Consider the following 18,038-nt stretch of genomic DNA (forward strand, 5'->3'; position numbering starts at 1 on the left):
AACCAGTCGAACGACTCGGTCTGCAGAGCGAGAAGATCAGGAACTTCGAGGGGCTCCTGGATACGCGCGAAAGAAACGCGACGGGGACCAGCGGGAACGGCGGAAATGCTGCGCGAGGCTGCCAACAGTTGTCCTTCCGGAGGGCACGGATGGAATCGAACTGCGCGCACGCCAAACGCCCGGACCGGAATCCGGGGCGTCGAAGGGCGGCACGAAGCAGCAGCATAACTCAACTGAGAAACGAATGTCCACACTTACTATAAGTGTCAACCTCGGTGCCGCCTTCAGCTTTTCACAGCAGGGCGAACTCGTCAACTCCAGACGCCGTTGGACGTCCGATTCGCGCCGGCGGCCGGGCCGGGCGCGCGGGATGCTCCCCTCATGAACATGACGAGGACGTCGGGCGCGTGGTCGGTCATGGAGCGGTTCTACGCGGCCGAGGCGGCGTACGTGGCCGCGGGCGGTTCCGGCAGGGCGGACTACGCGCCCGTCGCCGCCCTGCTGGACCCGGAGGTCGTGCTGCACCAGGCTCCGGGGCTGCCGTTCACCGGGACCGGGGAGTGGCGCGGGCACGCCGGGATGGAGCGGTTCCTGGCCGCCTTCAGCCGGACCTGGGAGTCGATGGAGCTCCTGGAGCAGCGGCATTGGGGGACGAGGACACGGTCGTCGTGCGCAACCGCGTGCGCTTCCGTGCCCGCGCCACCCGGCGGGAGGTCGAGACCCTGATCGTGCAGCTGATCACCGTGCGGGACGGCCGCATGCTGGAATGCCGCCCCTTCTCCTGGGACCCCAGGTCCGTCGCCGCCGCCTGCGACACCCTGACCGCCCGGCCGAAGGGGCCGCCGGCCGGCGGACCCGGGCCCGCGCGGGTGGCGCTGGCCCGGGTCCGCGCGGTCAGCGTTCGCTGGAGGACGCGCGGTAGTGCAGGTCCTGCACGTACGGCGTCGCGGCGATCGAGTACGGCGAGACCACCTTGGCCGCCGTCGCCGACCCTCTGGTGACCGTCGCCGACGCGGCCCCCGCCTTCAGCGGGAACGTCCTGGCCGACACGCCGGCGGGCGCGTCGTAGCTCTGCGTCGTGCCGCCGACGGTCACCGACACCTTGGCCGGCGCCGTCAGCATGGTGAGCACCTCGACCGTGTCACGCGCGGCCGTGCTGCCGCCGCGCAGCTTCATGAGCTTGGTCTGCGCGAAGGAGGGCTGGGCCGCGACCGGCTGGACCCGGTGGGTCAGGTACGCCGCGTCGTTCGTGATCTTCGGGCAGCCGAGCTTGTGGCAGGTCAAGTAGTAGGCGTTGATGTCCAGGTACGTCCAGCCGGCGTTCCTGGACGGCGCGAACTGGGTGTTCTCGGAGTAGTCGTTCCAGGTGGTGAGCTGGACCCAGTCGGCCTTGCCGTCGATCGCGCCCTTCCACGTCGCCCGCAGGTTCTCGGTGTTGCCCGCCTCGTCGAAGATGCCCTGGTTGGGGCGTTCGTCCTGGATCGACACCGGCTGCATCCAGATCTTGCCCATGCCGTGCGCGCGGTCGATGTTGCCGCCCAGGGCGGCGTTGGCGGCGGGGTTGCGGTTGCCCCAGTTGGAGAAGCCGTAGCTGATCGAGGCGAACGCGTCCCGGTACTTGTTGAAGTCGAGGAAGCAGGGCACCAGCGCCACGTTGACGCCGTGCTCGGTCTCCATCGTCTTCATCCAGGCCGCCCACCAGGCGGCGGTGCGCCCCTCGGCCTTGAACGGAGCCACCACCAGGCGGTCGTCGGCGAGCCGGTAGACCGACTTCGAGGCGGCCAGCTTCGCCATCGCGGTGGCGAACGCGGCGCTGTCCACCGAGGCCAGGCCGTTCGTGTCCGGCATCAGCACGATCTTGAACCCGGGGTCCACGGCCTCGGCGGCCTTGATCAGGTTCTGCACCCGCGTCCAGTGGGCACTGGTGATCGACAGGATGTCGACGGTGAAACCGTCCAGGCCGGCCGCGATGGCCTGCTTGACCTCGGTCTTGAAGTCGGCCAGCGCGTAGTCGCCGCTGATGGGGTCGCGCCCGGTCGGCCGGTCGCGCAGCAGCCCGCCGTAGGCGGCGTGCTTGCCGCTCTCGCCGTCCGGCTTGAGATAGTTCCTGGCGTAGTAGTCGTTGGCCGGGGCCTGGTTGTCCAGCGACACCGGATACGGCGTGAAGTAGTGCGCGAACACCTTCTTGGCCGACCCGCGCAGGGCCGTCTTCCCCGGCAGCACGAACGGCAGCGGCCCGTCGGTCTGGCCGCTGCCCTCGGTGTAGGTGACCGTGAGCTTCGGGCCGCGGTTCCCGGTCTCGCGCGAGGACATCAGCACGGTGGCGGTGGCGTCGCCGCCGGTGAGGGCGAAGGCGTACGTGCCGTCGCCCTTGACGGCGGCGGACACGTCCAGCTTGACCGCCGTCCCGGCGGTGAAACCGGTGTGCGAGGCCACGGCCGCGGCGCCGAACTCGGGGCGGGTGTTCCAGGTCGTGGCCGCCTCCGTCCAGGAGTCCGTCACGGGACGGACCGATACGGTGGTGTCCGTCGTCCTGGCCGGGACGACGTCCAGGGTGACCTTGACGTCCTCGGCGTCCGCCGGGATCCCGGCGACCTTGAAGCGGGTCAGGCCGACCCGCTGGCCCGCGGCGGCGCTGCCGCACGCGGTGCCGCAGACGCTCATCCAGGTCGCGGTCGCGAAGCTCTTCGCCGGCTCGGCCTGGCTGATGAACACGTCCTCCGTGGCGGCGAACGTCACGGTGAGGGGTGCGACGGCGGACGCCTGCGCGGGCACGGCGACGGCCGCGCCCGCCAGCGCGGTGAGCAGCGCCACCGCGGCCGGCAGGGCCCGATATCGGTTGAGCATGGAACTCCCTTGGCTTTCGGTACGCCACCGCAGCGGGGGAGCCGCGGTGCATCGCCAACGATGGAGCAAGATCGAGTCACCGGCCAGGACTTCCGGATAAATCCCCCATTTGGAACGATGCTATTTTTCGGACCCTCGGTACGTCATTGCGGTCAGGCGGCCCGCCTCCAGAAGGTTCCCTGGTCGGGCATGGCGCGGAAGCCGCAACTCGGGCAAGATGGACCAGCCCTTTTCTGTCTCCGCTTGGCCTGCGCGCACGACCGAGTCAATGTCATCATGGGCACACGGTGTGTGATTTCCGGTAGGAGGGACCGATGTCCGAGCCTTCCCCCGGTGCGGCCGCAAGCTGGCCGATCAGCCGAGACCTCGCGGGGCTGCGGGAGCTCGTCCGCCGTCACGCGCTCCAGGCCGGGCTCGCCTCCCAGCGCGGTGACGACCTCGCACTCGCCGCCAACGAGGCCGTCACGAACGTCCTCGACCACGCGGGCGGGGCCGGCTGGGTGCACATCTGGGCCGACGACCGCTTCCTCACCGTCGACGTCGACGACCACGCGGGCCGCCTGCGGCCCGACGCCTGCCCAGACGCCCGTCCCCAGGTCGGGCCGGGCGGTTACGGCCTGTGGGTGATGCGCCGCCTCTGCGACGAGTTCGTCATCACCCAGACCAGCGCCTCGTCCCAGGTCCGCCTGCGCATGGCACGCGCCCACCCCACCGGCGCCTCCCACCACCCCGCCAACCCCTGACCCCGTCCCCCGCTCGCAATCTCCCCTCTCGGCCGACAGGATCGCCTGCGCCCGCCCGGCAGGCTACGGACGGCCCAGCGCCCGGTACACCCAGCCGGCCTCCCGCCAGCGCTCGGCGTCCAGGGCGTTGCGCCCGTCGACGACGTTGCGGGTCCGAACCACTTTCCCCACTTCCTCGGGATCCAGGTCGCGGAACTCGCGCCACTCGGTGAGCAGCAGCACGGCGTCCGCGTCGCACACCGCCTCCCGAGTCGACCTGGCGTAACCCAGGTGCGGGTGCAGCCGGCGGGCGTTGGCCAGCGCCGCGGGGTCGTACACGGTGACCGTGGCGCCTTGGTCGCGGATCGTGGAAGCGACGTCCAGCGCTGGAGAGTCGCGGATGTCATCGGAGCCCGGCTTGAACGACGCGCCCAGCACGCCGATCACCTTCCCGGCGAGCGTACCGCCGAGCAGTTCGCGGACCAGGTCGACCGTACGGGCCCGGCGCCGCATGTTGATCGCGTCGACCTCGCGGAGGAACGAGAGCGCCTGGTCCACGCCCAGCTCCTCGGCGCGGGCCATGAAAGCGCGGATGTCCTTGGGCAGGCAGCCGCCACCGAAGCCCAGCCCCGGGTTCAGGAACTTGCCGCCGATGCGGTCGTCGTAGGACAGCGCCTCCGAGAGTCTGGTGACGTCGGCGTGCGCTGCCTCGCAGACTTCGGCCATCGCGTTGATGAACGAGATCTTGGTGGCGAGGAACGCGTTCGCCGAGACTTTCACGAGCTCCGCCGTCTCGTAGTCGGTGAGCACCAGCGGTATGCCCTCGGCGAGCAGCTTCGCATATACCTCGCGGAGCACTTTCCCGGCCCGCTCCGAGGTGGCGCCGATGACAATGCGGTCAGGGCGCAGTGTGTCCTCCACCGCATGTCCCTCGCGCAGGAACTCCGGGTTCCACGCCAGGTCGGCGCCGATGGGCACGTTCGCGGTGATCCGGTCGGCCAGCGCCGCGGCCGTGCCGACCGGAACCGTGGACTTGCCCACGATCAGGCATTCCCGCCGCAGGTGCGGGAGGAGTGCGTCGACGGCGCCGGTGACCTGGCTCAGGTCAGCGGCGTTGGAGCCGGTGAGCTGGGGCGTGCCCACGCAAAGGAAGTGGACGTCACCGAAGTCGGCGACCTCCTTGAACGACGTCGTGAACGCGAGGCGCCCGGTGTCGAGGTTCCGGCGCAGGATCTGCTCCAGGCCGGGCTCGTGGAAGGGAAGGTCGCCGGCCGCCAGCCGGGCCACCTTCTCGTGATCGACGTCGATGCCCAGCACCTCGTGTCCGAGCTCGGCCATGCACGCGGCATGGGTCGCGCCCAGGTATCCGGTACCGATCACTGCGAGGCGGTGAGCCAATGAGTCTCCTGGTGTCTTTCGTAGGACGTCTTGATGGCGCGCGCCACGCGGGCCCACCGTCGGGTCACGATCGCCGGACCGCCCTGCCGTACGCCTGCAGCGTGCGGGCAGCCGCCGCATCCCAGGAGTGGCGGCCGAGAACGTACTGGCGGGCCCGCTCCCCCAGCGTCGGATCGTCGTCGCTCAGCATCCGGAGCAGCGCGGCCGCCAACTCGTCCGGATCAAGCGTCTCGGTCCGCACGCACGCTCCCTCGGCGCTGCCGACCACGTGCGGGTCGAACCCCGGGCCGACCACGACCCGGGCCCGCAGTGCCATCGCCTCCAGGGCGGCGAACCCGAACGACTCCGAGGTCGAGGGGAAGACGCACGCGTCGGCCGCCACCATGTGATCGCGCAGCTCGTCGGTGTCCAGGTATCGCCCGAGCACGTGCACGTGCCCAGCCATCCCCGCCTCATCGACCCGTTCGCGCAGCCGCCGGTCGATGGAGGTGTCGTCGGGCCAGCCGGTGCCGGCCATGACCAAGCTGACGGGGATGCCGGTGGCCAGCATTCGACGGACCGTCTCGATCAGCTCGGTCACCCCTTTGTGCGGACCGTACCGGCCGGCGAACATGATCATTCGCCGTTCGCCGGTGATCCCGTACAGGGCTCGGACCTTGTCCCGTGCGGCGGCGCGTTCGATGTCGTCCGGGCACTCCATCTGCCAGGCCTTCCCGGCTCCGTGCGAAACCACGGCGACGTCGGCCCGTCCTGCCAGGTGCGGGACACCGGCTTTGGTGTGCGGCGACGGAACCATGATCAGCCGGGCTCGGCGGCTCAGCGCCCGGTTCAGCGCCCGGCCGAGCGCGGCGACCCATCCCCGGCCCCGGTCCCGGAGAAAGATCTCGGCGGAGTGCACGTGATAGCACACCGGCATCCGGAACAGCACGGCACAGACCAGACCGGCCGGTGCGCACATCCAGTCGTGCACTGCGACCAGGTCGACCTTCTTCCGGGCGTGCAACCGCCGGGCGTACCGGATCCCGGCGAAGTTCAGCCGGGCGACCACGGCGATCATCCCGATGCGCGAGCGCGGCAGCGTAGTACGTGCCCACGGCGGGGTGACGAGCACTCGGCGGACGGTCGCGCCGCGGTGGCGGAACAGTCGTGGCAGGCGGTGGTGCCGGGACGCGCCTACCAGGTGCACCTCGGCGCCCTGGGAGGTCAGGCCACCGAGCAGCCCCTCTATGTAGGTGCCGATCCCGCCGAAGGGATCGGGCGGTGCGCCGGTGGAGACGATGACGATCCTCATGTCACGAACCCTTCTGTTCGTGTGCCTCGTCGGGAACGATGACGCGGAATTCCTGAGCCGCGTGATCGGACAGGGCCTTGCCCCCACCGTCGAGGTGGTAGCTGGGAACGACGAGGTCGCCGGTGGTGTACAGCCAGTCGAGACGCCAGATCCGAGGCAGTGAGAAGCGGGAGACGGGCCAGGTGTGCAGGGGGGCGAGGGCACCCGTAGGGCCATGCGCCTGGATGTCGTTCTGGAAGGAGTACAGCTCCGTCCAGGGCGAGTTGAAGTCACCGGCCAACACGATCGGATAGAGGTTGCCCGCCATGTCCGTGCGCAGCTTGTTCAGATTCTCGAACCGCCAGATGCTCTGTTTCTTCTGGCGCTCGTAGAATCCTGCGGTGAAAGGGTTGCCGCCCCGGAACGGGCCCGGCAGGTGCACGTTGTAGAAGGAGACGGTGCGGCCGCCGACCAGGATTTCCGTACGCTGAAACTTCGGTCCTTTCCAGAACCAGTCGTCGCCGGCACCGGAGACCGTCTGATGGTGCGCGGCGACGATGGGCAGCCGGGAGAGGGTGACGAACTCGCCCTCGACGGATATCTGGTAGCCCGGGAACGTCGCGCGCAGGCCGGCTGTGGCGTCAATGCGTATCACCTGGTTGTACGGCGTATCGTTGATCACCCCGTACAGGTGTTCCTGCAGGAGATAGACATCGGCGTTCTGCCGGCGCAAGAAGGCGTAGAAGGCGTCGGGATCGTTTTCCATGTCCCAGTAATTGGTGTTCCAGGAGAAGACCTTGACAGCCGTACCGCGCGGCCCGGCGGCGGGCTCCCTCCACCCGCGTCCGAAGCCTGCCAGCCAGGCTCCGCCGAGCAGCAGGAGAACCAGGAGCAAGGCGAGCCGGCGGCGCACCGGACGCGCGAAAGGCACGAGAGCGAGGAGCAGCATGGGCACTGCCACCATGGTCAGTGGCGGAGTCATCTCGGCGATGACCCACGGCCACCAGTTGCCGGCGAGCAGGACGTGCAGGACGAGGAAGGCCGTCCATGCTGCCGTGGCCGCGACCAGGAGCCTCGCCCCCCTGCCCCAGCGGTCGATCACCGGGTCCGGCTCAGGAAGAGCGACACCGCTTCTCTTCCGAAGCCGCGACTGGTGGGGAACTCCACTGTGGTGCTCTTGAGGGGAAACGGCTGGGCCGGTACGTCAACCCCGAGGAACTCGCACAGCGGACCCCATTCATCGCGAATGTTGTAAATGAGCAACCGATCGGCCGGGACGGCCTCGATGACCTGGTCCGTGTGCGCCTTGAACTGCTCAATGGCGCGTTCCGGTCGCCGCTCGGTCATTTCCTGCAAGGCCCGGCCTTCGAGTGTCTGCTGAAACAGCCTGATCAGCGGGGCGAAATCCGTGCCGAGACTCGACGACAGTCGAATCGCGGCCCGGCCGTACAACGTGTTGATGTGCCGCCGGTTCTTGAGCAGCGTCCTTTGCACGCTGCCCACCCATTGCCGCGAATCGCGCACCGTGTGGACGACCTTCGCCTCCGGGTAAAGGTCGACAAGTTGTCGCCAGCATGGGGTGGCCGGTTCGCACACCATTGATTCGTAGCCGGTGAGAAGCTCCTTCCAATTCGCCGATCCGTCCTGAACGGCTCCCAGCAGGGGCCGGATCATCCGGGGATTCCGGAATACGTCCCCCGCGCTGAGGCACGGCCCGAAGCCGAGTTGCACCAGCGCCTCCTTGAGGGATGTCGTCCCCGTCCGGCCGTATCCGGTGCCAATGACGCGCATCGTGGTCTACTCCCTTGTGAGTGATGGGACGGGCGATGTTTCGGCTGCTCTTCGCCTGGCTGCCACAGCGCGAATCGCGGCGAGCAGCCCGAGCACTGCGAGGGTTGCGATCACGTGCCCCAACGTGGTGAGGAGCCGGCTCAGCAGCAGCAGTGTGACGAGGTCCGGGCCAGTGACCAGGGCGCCGAGCGTGAGACCGAGCACGACCTCACGTACTCCGAGGCCGGCAGGCGCCTGCGACAGCGCTCCGGCGACCGCGCTGAGGACGAATCCACCTACGCCGAGTGTCATCGCGGCCGCCGGAGGCGCTCCGAAGGCGATGGCGAGGATTGCCGCGTGCGTGCCGTTGCAGGACCAGCCGAGGACGTTGAACGCAAGGACCGCCAATGAGGTTCTGGCAGAGGGCAGCACGATCTCGTGCTTTCCCCGACGGAGTACACGTTGCCCGATGCCGAGCAGTTTCCCGAGCACGCGAGGCGCCAGCAGGACCGTACCGACGCCTACGAGCACCAGCGGCAACGCCAGCCACCACAGTGGATGGTCCGCCGCAAGGTGTGGGACCGCCAGCAACCCGACGACGCTCCCGCTGAGCGCGGTCAGAACGAGCGTGATCAGGCCGGCCGTCATGAGCCCGGCCGCCGGCGCCCCCACCCTCCGCGCGAGCGCGGCCTGCACGATCGGGGGCCAGATCGCGCCGGGAAGATAGCGTGTCACTCCGGACAGGAAGAACACCCAGGCGGCATCAGAAACCGTCAATCGTGTTCCGGTGCCGGTCACCAGCAGTCTCCACCCGAAGAATCCGGGAAAGGTCCCCACCACGGTGAGTGCGGCCGCGAGGGCGACGGGTCTCCAGCCGGCGGAGCTGAGACTGTCACCGAGCCCGTCTCGCACACGCCAGACCTGCCAGCAGAGAAACACGACGATGAGCGAATAGACGGCCGCCCGGAGCAGCCTGAGCCAGCGCCGACGGACGTCCGGTGAGCTCGCCCCCACTACTGCACCAGCGTGCTCGGCCGCTGGGCACCGATCGCCGAGGAGTTGTCCCCCATGGCGGTGACCTGGTCGAACAGTTCCTCGTAGGCGTCCAGGAAGGTCTCCACGCCGTAGAGACGGCGGGCCCGGCGACCTCCCTCGGCGCGCTCGTCGGGGGTCAGCGCCGCCAACTCGGTGATCGCACGGGCCAGCAAGGCCGGATCACGTGGCGGAACCCGCCGGCCGAACCCCGTCTGCAGGATGGGCGAACGCCCCCCGGGAAGGTCGGTGCTGACCGAGGGAATGTCGGCCATCATCGCCTCCGCTTGGACGGTCCCGAAGGACTCAGCGACGGAAGGCAGCGCGAAGACGTCGATCGAAGCGTAGAAATCGTCGATCTGGCTGCCGCTGAGCAGCCCCAGCATGCGGATCCGCTGGTCGCCGCCGATGAGCGGACGAAGCCGGTCCTCGATCCCGCCACCGGCCACCTTGATCCAGTCGCCGGCGATCAGAAGCCGCGCGTCCGGATCGTCCAGCTGCTGGAATGCCCGTATCAGATATTCGATCCCCTTGTCCTCGACGATGCGCCCGAGGAACCCGATGTGCAGGCCGTTCCCGTCCCGGTAGCCGGGGCGGCCGCCGCGGCGGTCGAGGCACGGCGGCGCGATTCCCCGCCAGTTCCGCCGCCTGATCAGGGGCCACAGCTTCGAACCCCGTGCTTGGTCCGTGCTGTTCAGCACCACCGCATCCGAGCACCGCATCGCGATCCACGTGGAGACGTCGACCGCTCGCGTCGCGACCGCGTTGACCAGGCCTGGAGGCAACCACAAATCAATATGATGCGTCGTCACCAGTGGCCGGCCGCGCGTCCCCAGCGCGATGGGCGCCACCTCGAGCATGGGCACGTGCGGGTTGACGATCGCCGACCTGCGCGCGACAGCCCGGGCAAGCGGCGCGAAGCGGGGACTCACCGGCCCTCTCCCGATCACCCGGGAGACGGGGGTGCGAAAGACCGAGACACCGGCGCGGATCTCGCGAAGAGGTAGCGACCTGTCGTGCTGAACGGCCACGACCGCGACGCGCTTGCCGCGTCCTGCCAGCCCCTCGGCGAGGCGCTGGGTATGGATCGTCAGGCCGCTGACGTACGGCGCGTAGTAGTTGATGAGTATCGCCACATCGAACTCGTTGTCATCCATGGCGGTGGCCACTTCGGCTCCTCACAGTGAATGGACTGCACTGATGGACGGGATCTTGGTCACGAGTACGAGCGCGGCGAGCGCGCAGACCCAGATTCCGACGGACACGATCAGGGCGCGATCCCGCAGCAGCAACCGGACCGGGTCGCCGCCTCCCCTCAGCACCAGAACCACCTGGAGGTAGCGGGAGAGCGCGTACAGCACGAAAGGTAGAGAGATCAGTAAGACCTGCTGCCTGTGCGGTGCGATCGGCGCCTCGAAGGCCAGGTACGCCGACATGGCGGCGAGGCAGACCACACTGGCGAGCATCAGCAGATGGTTGAGGAACTCCACCGAGTAACCGCGGAGTGAGGGGCGGTGCTCCGCCCCGACCTCCACCAGCTCGTACCGGCGTTTCCCGAGGATCAGCAGGAGCGATCCGGAGAAGACCGCGATGAGCAACCAGCCGGGTATCACGGCTTCGGTGGCCAGGTAGCCCTGGACGACGCGCAGCACGAACCCGGTGGAGACCACGCCCATGTCGATCAACGGCAGGCGCTTGAGGCCGGCGCAGTAGGCGAGGTTCAGGACGAGATAGCTCAGGACCGGCCAGGCGCCGCCGTGCGGCGCGTACACGAACAGGAGGCTGAGCCCACTGATCAGTACGACGCCGTACAGGGTGACCGCGGTGGCGGAGAGGCGGCCTGCCGCTATGGGGCGCTGGCACTTGCCCGGGTGCAACCGGTCGAGCCGCTTGTCGACGAGGTCGTTGACGAGGTAGATCACGGCCGCGGCGAGAATGAACGCCGCGATGGACCAGGCCACGCGTTCCAGAGTGGGCCACGACCACACCGCCACGTCCACCAGTGCGATCGGCACCACCAGCATGCTCTTGGCCCAATGCGTCGGCCGGGCCAGCAGGAAGAGGTCCATGACCTGCCGTACGACGGCCTGGGCCGGCTTGTCATGTCGTTCCCGCGCAACGTTGACACTGCCCATGCTGTCGCCCGCCTTAGAAGAAGACTTTCGCCAGCGACAGGGCTCCCTGCCGCCAGGCGTCCCGGCTGGTCTTGCCGACACCCGCCGGACGCTGTCGGCGCCACCAGTGATAGGAGCGCAGAATCGCATCCTCGTTCGAGAACCGTGGCGTGAATCCGAGTCGTTCACGTGCCTTGTCGATGGACACGTACGAGTCGATGAGCAGCTTGTGCGTCAGCCGTTGATAGACCGGAGAGAGCTTGCTGCGCTCGAGCAGCCGCAGCAGCGGCAGCGCGGGTCGTACCGGCAGCGATACGACACGCTTGCCATGCCCTGCCGCATCGAGTACCGACTGAAATGCGGCACGCAGGGTTCCGAACTCGGCGGCACCCAGATTGTAGGTGTCGTCGGCGACCTCGTCGGGCGCCGCGATCAGCAGCATGATGAACTCGACGAGGTCCTCCACGGCGAGCATCTGGCTGAGCACGTCACCGCGCCCGAGAACAGGGAAGTTGCGGCCGTCCGCGGCCCATTCGAAAAGCATCGCGAACAGGCCCATGCGGCCGGGGCCGAGAAAGGTCTTCGGGCGGAGAATCGACACGCACATTCCGCTTCCGCGAAATCCCTCGGCGATCTCCTCCGCCTCCGCCTTGGCCCGACTGTAGGCGTCCACCGGCCGGCGCGGATGCGTCTCCGAAGTCGGCACCTCGAACGGCAGGCCGTAGACCGCGGCTGAGGAGACGTGGACGACGCGGAGCACACCGGCGGCGTGGGCGGCCTGGAAGACATTGCGGGTGCCGTCGACGCTGATCTCCCGGAGCCGTCCCTTCGAGTAGCTCGGCAATCCGCTGGCACAGTGAACGACGGTGGTGGCACCGGAGAGCAGGCCGGTCAGCAACGCCTTGTCGCCGATATCTCCGATCGTGTACCGCACGCCGTGCGCCGGCTCCGCCGGGACGTGCAGATCCACGCTGTGAACCCCACGTCCCGCATGCGCCAACCGCCGGACGAGACTGTCTCCCAGCATTCCCGATCCGCCGGTCACCAAGATCTGATCGTCCATCGAAGCGTCCCCCTTCTTTCTGTCGAATTCAGTTGTTCCGCTCGCGGTGGCGCAGTCCTACGGTGTGGTGACAAGTCATCGCCCGTCTCTGGTAGGCCGATCCGAAATTCTCGGCAGAGAATCGTCATGGCGTCTTGCTCGAAGTTCCTCACCGCCTGAAATCGGGGTTGTCCAGGGCATTGCCCGGAGTTTGGGAATGGCTGTCGAGGCGCTGTCACCTCGTCGCCGGCCGTTCACATGCAGGAACTCGTCGCGGCCGAGCGTTTCGACATCTGTGGTGCGGTCGTCTTACGACGATCGGTCAGCGGGAGCGGGCGAACCCGATGAGGTTCGGGCGTTCCCGCAGTTCCGCGAGACTTCACACGCGGGGTGGCTGCGAGGACGAGTCCCCCGCGTGCGCGGAAGCGGGCCCCCTTGCGGATGGCGGCACCCCCGCAGGTGCAGAAGCACCGGCGTGGAGCGAAACACGTAGACGCATGCCATCGACCTTCCGTGAGGGGCGCATCCGGATCTTCATCGTGGCGAAGAGGCCTTTAAATGGCCTATGGATGCGCTTTTGCCGGCCGTCCGCCGGCGAGTTCAATCAGCACGGAAGTCGATAACGGCTGCTCCCCGAGCGCGACGCCCTCGAACAGACTGATCGCAGCCATGGGAACCGGCGGTCGCAGCCGGATGAGCTCAAATTCCTGTTACCGCGCCATCAGTTGGCGCGCATCCGACCACTTCCGGCCTTTCCTCGTACTGGAGGCGATGCCGATCGATGCGACGGTGCCGGCCACCACTGGCACTTGCCGTTGCGGGCGCTCTCGGCCTCACGAACAGTCCTTCCTCTGTGCGAGTGTCGGGCGAACTTTGCCCGTGCCGGGCTCCCGGCTTCCGGAGACCAGTCTTGGCAGGCAGAAAATTGTCTGAAAGCCCCTTTTCGCAGGGCAGACAAATAATTCCGCTCCTGCGAACGGCCAGATCGGAGCAGCCCGTGGACACCGGGAACGCCGGACGTCGACACGAACCGCTGCTCAAGGGGTTCGGCCGGAGTACGCCGGAAGCGCCCGCACGGTGCAGACGCCTGGCCTCAGCGCATGCGCCGTCCGGCCGGTCGGCCGGCGCGCCGGGGTCGCCGTCCCACCTTCCGGGTACGGGCCAGGCACGCAGCGGCCCAGTCGTTCTGCTCGGTGTACGGGAGGGCGGCGGCGAACCGCTCATCGGCATCGGGCAGCCCGGCCGCGACCGCCGGCCCGGCTCCGGCGGCCCGCGCGCACGCCTCGTACCAGCGCACGTCGAAGGGCGCGAAAGCCCGCTCGACCAGCCCGGCGATCTGCCCGGACGCCTCGCCGGACACCTGACCGAATACCTGCCCGGCCCCTGGTCCGGACACCGCTCCGGACGCGGGCGAGCGCGGGCGGGCGGGCGGGCGCGGGCGGGCGGGCGCGGCGCCGGCTCAGGTGAGCAACGAGCTGGGGATCGCGGCCGGGCTGACCGGCGTGGCCGGGCCGGCCCTCGTGCTGGTCCTGACCCGCCGCGCAGCCACGACGCGATGAAGTCGTCGCCCGAATGCCTGGGAGTCGGGCTGGGGCCGAGTGCCGGTCAGGCGGTTTCGCCCACGCTGCGCCGGTGCCATTCGGCCAGTTCGACGAGCAGCCCGTCGGCCGCGCCGCCGAACATCGCGGCCAGCTCCTCCGCGTCGTCGACCACCACCACGTGGTCCAGCAGGTCCGCGCGCAGCCGGGCCGCCCTCGGGTCGCCGGCGCCGTCCGGGTCGAAGGCGGTGGCGGCCAGGAACAGGCCGCCGACGCCGGCCAGCGCCGCGGTCTGCCGGGCCTGCGTGCCGAGCACCGTCGCCGCGTCGGCCGGTACGGCGGGCAGCGCCGGCCGCCCGTCGCGGAGCAGCATCGTCAGCGGACGGGCGGGCACCTGCTCCCCCACCTCGCCTGCCGGCACGTGGGTGCTCCCGTCGGCGTGCCGCGCCGCGTGCCGGGGACGCCCCCAGGGCACGCCATCGGCCTCGTCCTGCGCACTCGCGCGCGTGAACAGGCCGCCGTCGGCGTCGACGACGAGGTCCCCAGGCTGCCACTGCTCGCCATCAAGCGGAATGTGCGCATTCGTCATGCCTGAACGCTACGCCCTGGTTGCGACAAATCTTCGTGGCGTGCGGAGGCGCGAGCTGGGCATCTGTCAGGACATGGCGCAGGCGCAGGATTGGGGCAGGCCACGGGTGGCGGTGTCGAGCTGCCTGCTCGGCGAGCCGGTACGGCACAACGGCGGGCACAGCCGCGCCCGTTTCCTGACGCAGGAGCTGGCGCCGTTCGTCGACTGGGTGCCGATCTGCCCCGAGATGGAGATCGGCCTCGGCGCGCCCCGCGAGACGCTGCGCCTGGAGCGTTCGCCCGCCGGTCCCCGCCTGATGACCCGGCAGAGCCGCCGCGACCTCACCGCCGCCATGGACGAGCTGGCCGCCGAACGTTCCCCGAGCCTGGCGGCCGACGGCTACGTGTTCAAGGCCAAGAGCCCGAGCTGCGGCATCCACGGCATCCCGCTCTACGCCGGGGACCAGGCGGTGACCCGCGACAACCGGGGCCTGTTCGCCGACGCGGTGATCGAGGGCCACCCGCTGCTGCCCGTCGAGGACGAGGGGCGGCTCAACGACGCCGTCCTGCGGGAGGCGTTCGTCGAGCGCATCTTCGCCCACGCGCGGCTGCGCGAGCTGCTGGAGGGCGACTGGCGGCCGCGCGACCTGGTCGCCTTCCAGGCCCGGCACAAGATGCAGCTGCTGGCCCACTCCACCGAGGGCTACCGGGAGACCGGCCGCCTGGTCGCCGCCGCGGGCATCCGGCCGCGCGAGGAGCTGGCCGCGGAGTACGGCACGGCGTTCCGGCGGGCGTTGGCGGTCAAGGCGTCGATCGGGCGCAACGTCAACGTGCTCCAGCACTGCCTCGGCATGCTCGGCGACGAGCTCGACCCGGTGCGCCGCGCCGACCTGGTCGAGGTCATCGGCTCGTACGCGGCGCACCGGGTGGCGCTGAGCGTGCCGCTGACGTTGCTGCGCCACCACGCCCGGGGCGAGGCGGCCACCTACGTCCAGGACCAGACGTACTTCTCCCCCTACCCGGAGGAGCTGGGCCTGCGGAACCACGTGGTGTGACCCCGCCGCGCCGGGCGGACCGGCGCGGCGGGGAGGCGCCTACGTGGGGCTGGGCTCGGTCGGCAGCGGGCCATCCGGCTCGGGGGCGGCGGACGTGCGCGCCGGCACATGGTGCACCCGCGCCGAGCCGATCTCGAAGTACAGCCCGACCAGCGTCAGCTGCCCGGCCCTGACCTGCTCGTCGACCTTGCGGTAGGTCCGCAGGTTCTCCAGCTGCTGCTGGATGTTGAGCCGGCACAGCGCGTCGAGGGCGGCGTCCTCGGCGGAGGTGTCGTGGCCGCCCTCGCCGAGCTGGTCGAGGCTGGGACGGCCGTGCCGGAGCCAGCGGCTGAGCTGCGGCAGGCCCTCGGTGGTCGCCGGGCCCTTCAGCAGCGCCGCCATCGCGCCGCAGCCGGAGTGGCCGCAGACGGTGATGGTGTGCACGTTCAGCACGCCGGTGGCGTACTCGATGGCGGCGGCCACCGAGTCGTCGTGCGGCTCGGAGCCGGCGCACGGCACGAGGTTGCCGATGTTGCGGACCGTGAACAGGTCGCCGGGCCCGCTGGAGGTGATCAGGCTGGGCACGACCCGCGAGTCGGCGCAGGTGATGAACAGGTGCGAGGGACGCTGCTGGGTGGCGAGCTGGGTGAAGATGGGCCGCAGCAGCGGGGCCGTGCGCTTGTGGAACTCGTCCGCGCCCTGGGCCAGGCGGCAGTCGATCGCCGCCGTGGCCGACAGCGGACGGCCGCGGTGGGTCCACGGCAGCCACCAGCGACCGGGCGCCTTGGGCGGGCTCTTGGCCGGGAACATGCGTCCGCCGCTGGCCGCCATCGTGTACCACTCGTCGTGCAGCTCGTCGATGGTGACGGTGCCGCCCAGGCGCTCGTGGTCCAGCCGCCAGGAGTGGATCGCGTCGAAGGCGGCGTTGTCCATGAAGTCGATGTTCAGGTCGAGGTCGACGGCGACGCCGGGCGGGATGGCGCGCAGCTCCTGGGTCAGCCGGGGCACGCCCAGGAAGGTGAGCGAGCCGGAGACCGTGGCGTGCATGACCCCGCCGGGTTCCTGCCGCTTGTCCACGGTCACCCGGGTCAGCCGCCGCAGCGCCAGCAGCGCGGCCAGCGCCAGCCCGGCCAGGACGCCCTCGGCCAGCCCGACCAGGATCACGCCGGACATGGTCATGACGTAGACGGGCACCTCGTTGTGGCCGTGGACCTTCCTGAGGTGGCCGAGGCTGATGGTCTTGATGCCGATGAAGACCAGCAGCGCGGCCAGCGCCTCCATCGGGATCAGCTTGATCGTCCACCCCAGGCAGAGGGCGAACAGCAGCACCCAGACGCCGTGCAGGATCGCCGACCAGCGGGTGCGGGCGCCGGCCTGGATGTTGGTGGTGCTGCGCACGATCACGCCGGCGACCGGGAGCCCGCCGAGCACGCCGCTCACCATGTTGGCCACGCCCTGGCCGGTCAGCTCGCGGTCGAGGTCGGAGCGGGCGCCGGTGTGCATGCTGTCGGTGGCCACGCAGCACAGCAGCGACTCCGCCCCGGCCACCAGCGCCACCAGCAGCACGCCCATGGCGATGTGCTGCCAGTCGCCGGCCGGCAGCACCGGAGGCGCCCACGCGGTGATCGCGCCGGACAGGTCGATGCGGGTGACGTTCCAGCCGAACACCGCGGCGGTGGCGGCGGCGGCGAGCAGCGCGGCCAGCGGCGCGGGGATCGCCCGGACGTGCTTGGGCATCCGGCTCCAGGCCAGCAGGACCGTGATGGTGAGGATGCCGACCATGACCTTGTGGCCGTGCAGGTCCATGATCTGGCTGGGCAGCTCGGCCAGGTTGGCCCACGGCGACTGCTCGGGGCTGCCGCCGAGGACGACGTGCAGCTGGGCGAGCGCGATGATGATGCCGACGCCGGCCAGCATGCCGTGGACGACCGCGGGCGACACCGCGAGGGCGGCCCGAGCCGCCTTGAACGCGCCGAGCAGCACCTGCAGGCCGCCGGCCATGATCGTGATCAGGCAGGTGGCGCGCCAGCCGTAGGTCTGCACGAGGCCGGCGATCACCACCGTCAGGCTCGCGGTCGGGCCGCTGACCTGCACCACCGAGCCGCCCAGCCGCCCGGCGACGATGCCGCCCGCCGCGGCGGCGACGAGCCCAGCGGCCAGCGGCGCCCCCGCGGCCAGGGCGACGCCGAGTGAGAGGGGCACCGCGACGAGGAACACCACCAGCGATGCCGGCACATCGTGTCTGAGAGTACGCATGATGCTACTCTCCGTAGTTATATTCATGCGGCACACCTTAGTGCCAGATCAACCCCACGTCGGACGACGGTAAAACGCGCCGGACATGTCCCTCCTGTCCGGCGCGTTGCCCTGCCGTGTCGCCCTGCCGCGTCCCTACTGGGCCGCGTCCTCGCAACTCACCGTGACCAGGGCGAAGAACACGTGGGTGCGGGCGTCCTGGGAGACCACCGACTCGAACACCTCGCACGCCGTGAACCCGTGGCGCAGCGCGTTGCGGCGGGCGTCGGACTCGGCGGCGGCGAGCGCGACGTTCTCGGCGCGGTCACGGCCGAAGCCGTCGAACAGCGTGCCGGTCGCGGCGGTGGGGGGGGGCGGCGCGCCCGGCCACCCCGGCGCCCCGCCCCCCCCCCCAAGAGAGAAACCGCGGGGGGGGGGAAAGAGGAGAGAAAAAACGGGGTAGATAAGG

16 protein-coding genes are annotated in these 18,038 nt (G+C 69.7%); 3 read left to right on the top strand and 13 right to left on the bottom strand.

What is annotated here, in order from left to right; all coding sequences use genetic code 11:
- Positions 1-387: 387 nt before the first annotated feature.
- Positions 388-726, top strand: a complete 339-nt coding sequence (locus ABZ444_RS49915) for a hypothetical protein (protein ID WP_358012069.1) — start codon at positions 388-390, stop codon at positions 724-726.
- Between the two features lie 168 nt (positions 727-894).
- Here the strand turns inward: ABZ444_RS49915 and ABZ444_RS49920 are convergent, their stop codons facing one another.
- The gene (locus ABZ444_RS49920) at positions 895-2,847 is read right to left on the bottom strand and encodes an endo-1,3-alpha-glucanase family glycosylhydrolase (RefSeq protein WP_358012072.1); all 1,953 of its coding nucleotides are present in this window, start codon (positions 2,845-2,847) and stop codon (positions 895-897) included.
- Positions 2,848-3,161: 314 nt separating this feature from the next.
- Between ABZ444_RS49920 and ABZ444_RS49925 the strand changes: the two genes are divergently transcribed.
- Positions 3,162-3,590 carry an ATP-binding protein gene (locus tag ABZ444_RS49925; protein WP_358012075.1) on the top strand — a complete coding sequence of 143 codons (429 nt, stop codon included), beginning with the start codon at positions 3,162-3,164 and terminating at the stop codon, positions 3,588-3,590.
- Positions 3,591-3,653: 63 nt separating this feature from the next.
- On the opposite strand, the gene ABZ444_RS49930 is transcribed toward ABZ444_RS49925, so the two are convergent.
- The 10 genes from ABZ444_RS49930 to ABZ444_RS49975 all read right to left on the bottom strand — a co-directional run bounded on the left by ABZ444_RS49930 (position 3,654) and on the right by ABZ444_RS49975 (position 14,322).
- The gene (locus tag ABZ444_RS49930) at positions 3,654-4,967 is read right to left on the bottom strand and encodes a UDP-glucose/GDP-mannose dehydrogenase family protein (protein WP_358012078.1); all 1,314 of its coding nucleotides are present in this window, start codon (positions 4,965-4,967) and stop codon (positions 3,654-3,656) included.
- 64 nt (positions 4,968-5,031) lie between these two features.
- Positions 5,032-6,258: a glycosyltransferase family 4 protein gene (locus tag ABZ444_RS49935; RefSeq protein WP_358012081.1), complete on the bottom strand. Its 1,227-nt coding sequence runs from the start codon at positions 6,256-6,258 to the stop codon at positions 5,032-5,034.
- A gap of 1 nt (position 6,259) precedes the next feature.
- Positions 6,260-7,339: an endonuclease/exonuclease/phosphatase family protein gene (locus ABZ444_RS49940; protein ID WP_358012083.1), complete on the bottom strand. Its 1,080-nt coding sequence runs from the start codon at positions 7,337-7,339 to the stop codon at positions 6,260-6,262.
- Positions 7,336-8,028, bottom strand: coding sequence for a sulfotransferase family protein (locus ABZ444_RS49945; protein WP_358012085.1), 693 nt, complete (start codon positions 8,026-8,028; stop codon positions 7,336-7,338). The genes ABZ444_RS49940 and ABZ444_RS49945 overlap by 4 nt, the downstream gene beginning before the upstream one ends.
- 6 nt (positions 8,029-8,034) lie before the next feature.
- Positions 8,035-9,021 carry a lysylphosphatidylglycerol synthase domain-containing protein gene (locus tag ABZ444_RS49950; protein ID WP_358012088.1) on the bottom strand — a complete coding sequence of 329 codons (987 nt, stop codon included), beginning with the start codon at positions 9,019-9,021 and terminating at the stop codon, positions 8,035-8,037.
- The gene (locus tag ABZ444_RS49955; RefSeq protein WP_358012091.1) at positions 9,021-10,208 is read right to left on the bottom strand and encodes a glycosyltransferase family 4 protein; all 1,188 of its coding nucleotides are present in this window, start codon (positions 10,206-10,208) and stop codon (positions 9,021-9,023) included. Before ABZ444_RS49955 ends, ABZ444_RS49950 begins: the two co-directional genes overlap by 1 nt.
- 9 nt (positions 10,209-10,217) lie before the next feature.
- A complete protein-coding gene (locus ABZ444_RS49960) occupies positions 10,218-11,174 on the bottom strand; it encodes a UbiA prenyltransferase family protein (protein ID WP_358012094.1) in 957 nt (318 codons plus the stop codon).
- Between the two features lie 13 nt (positions 11,175-11,187).
- Positions 11,188-12,216 (bottom strand): NAD-dependent epimerase/dehydratase family protein, encoded by a 1,029-nt coding sequence (locus ABZ444_RS49965; RefSeq protein ID WP_358012096.1) that lies wholly within the window; start codon positions 12,214-12,216, stop codon positions 11,188-11,190.
- A 1,072-nt stretch (positions 12,217-13,288) separates the two neighbouring features.
- Complete coding sequence (locus ABZ444_RS49970) at positions 13,289-13,591, bottom strand: hypothetical protein (RefSeq protein WP_358012099.1); 303 nt, start codon at positions 13,589-13,591, stop codon at positions 13,289-13,291.
- Between the two features lie 209 nt (positions 13,592-13,800).
- On the bottom strand, positions 13,801-14,322 hold the full coding sequence (locus tag ABZ444_RS49975; RefSeq protein ID WP_358012101.1) for a hypothetical protein: 522 nt from the start codon (positions 14,320-14,322) through the stop codon (positions 13,801-13,803).
- Between the two features lie 73 nt (positions 14,323-14,395).
- On the opposite strand from ABZ444_RS49975, the gene ABZ444_RS49980 reads away from it, so the two are divergent.
- On the top strand, positions 14,396-15,355 hold the full coding sequence (locus ABZ444_RS49980) for a DUF523 and DUF1722 domain-containing protein (protein WP_358012110.1): 960 nt from the start codon (positions 14,396-14,398) through the stop codon (positions 15,353-15,355).
- A gap of 39 nt (positions 15,356-15,394) precedes the next feature.
- Here ABZ444_RS49980 and ABZ444_RS49985 read toward each other — a convergent pair whose 3' ends face one another.
- Entirely contained in the window at positions 15,395-17,590 is a 2,196-nt protein-coding gene (locus tag ABZ444_RS49985) for a SulP family inorganic anion transporter (protein WP_358012104.1), read from the bottom strand.
- Between the two features lie 135 nt (positions 17,591-17,725).
- A partial coding sequence (locus tag ABZ444_RS49990; RefSeq protein WP_358012107.1) for a hypothetical protein occupies positions 17,726-18,038 on the bottom strand: 313 nt, incomplete at its 5' end.

This window comes from Nonomuraea sp. NPDC005730 (assembly GCF_040630865.1).
Classification (GTDB): Bacteria; Actinomycetota; Actinomycetes; order Streptosporangiales; family Streptosporangiaceae; genus Nonomuraea.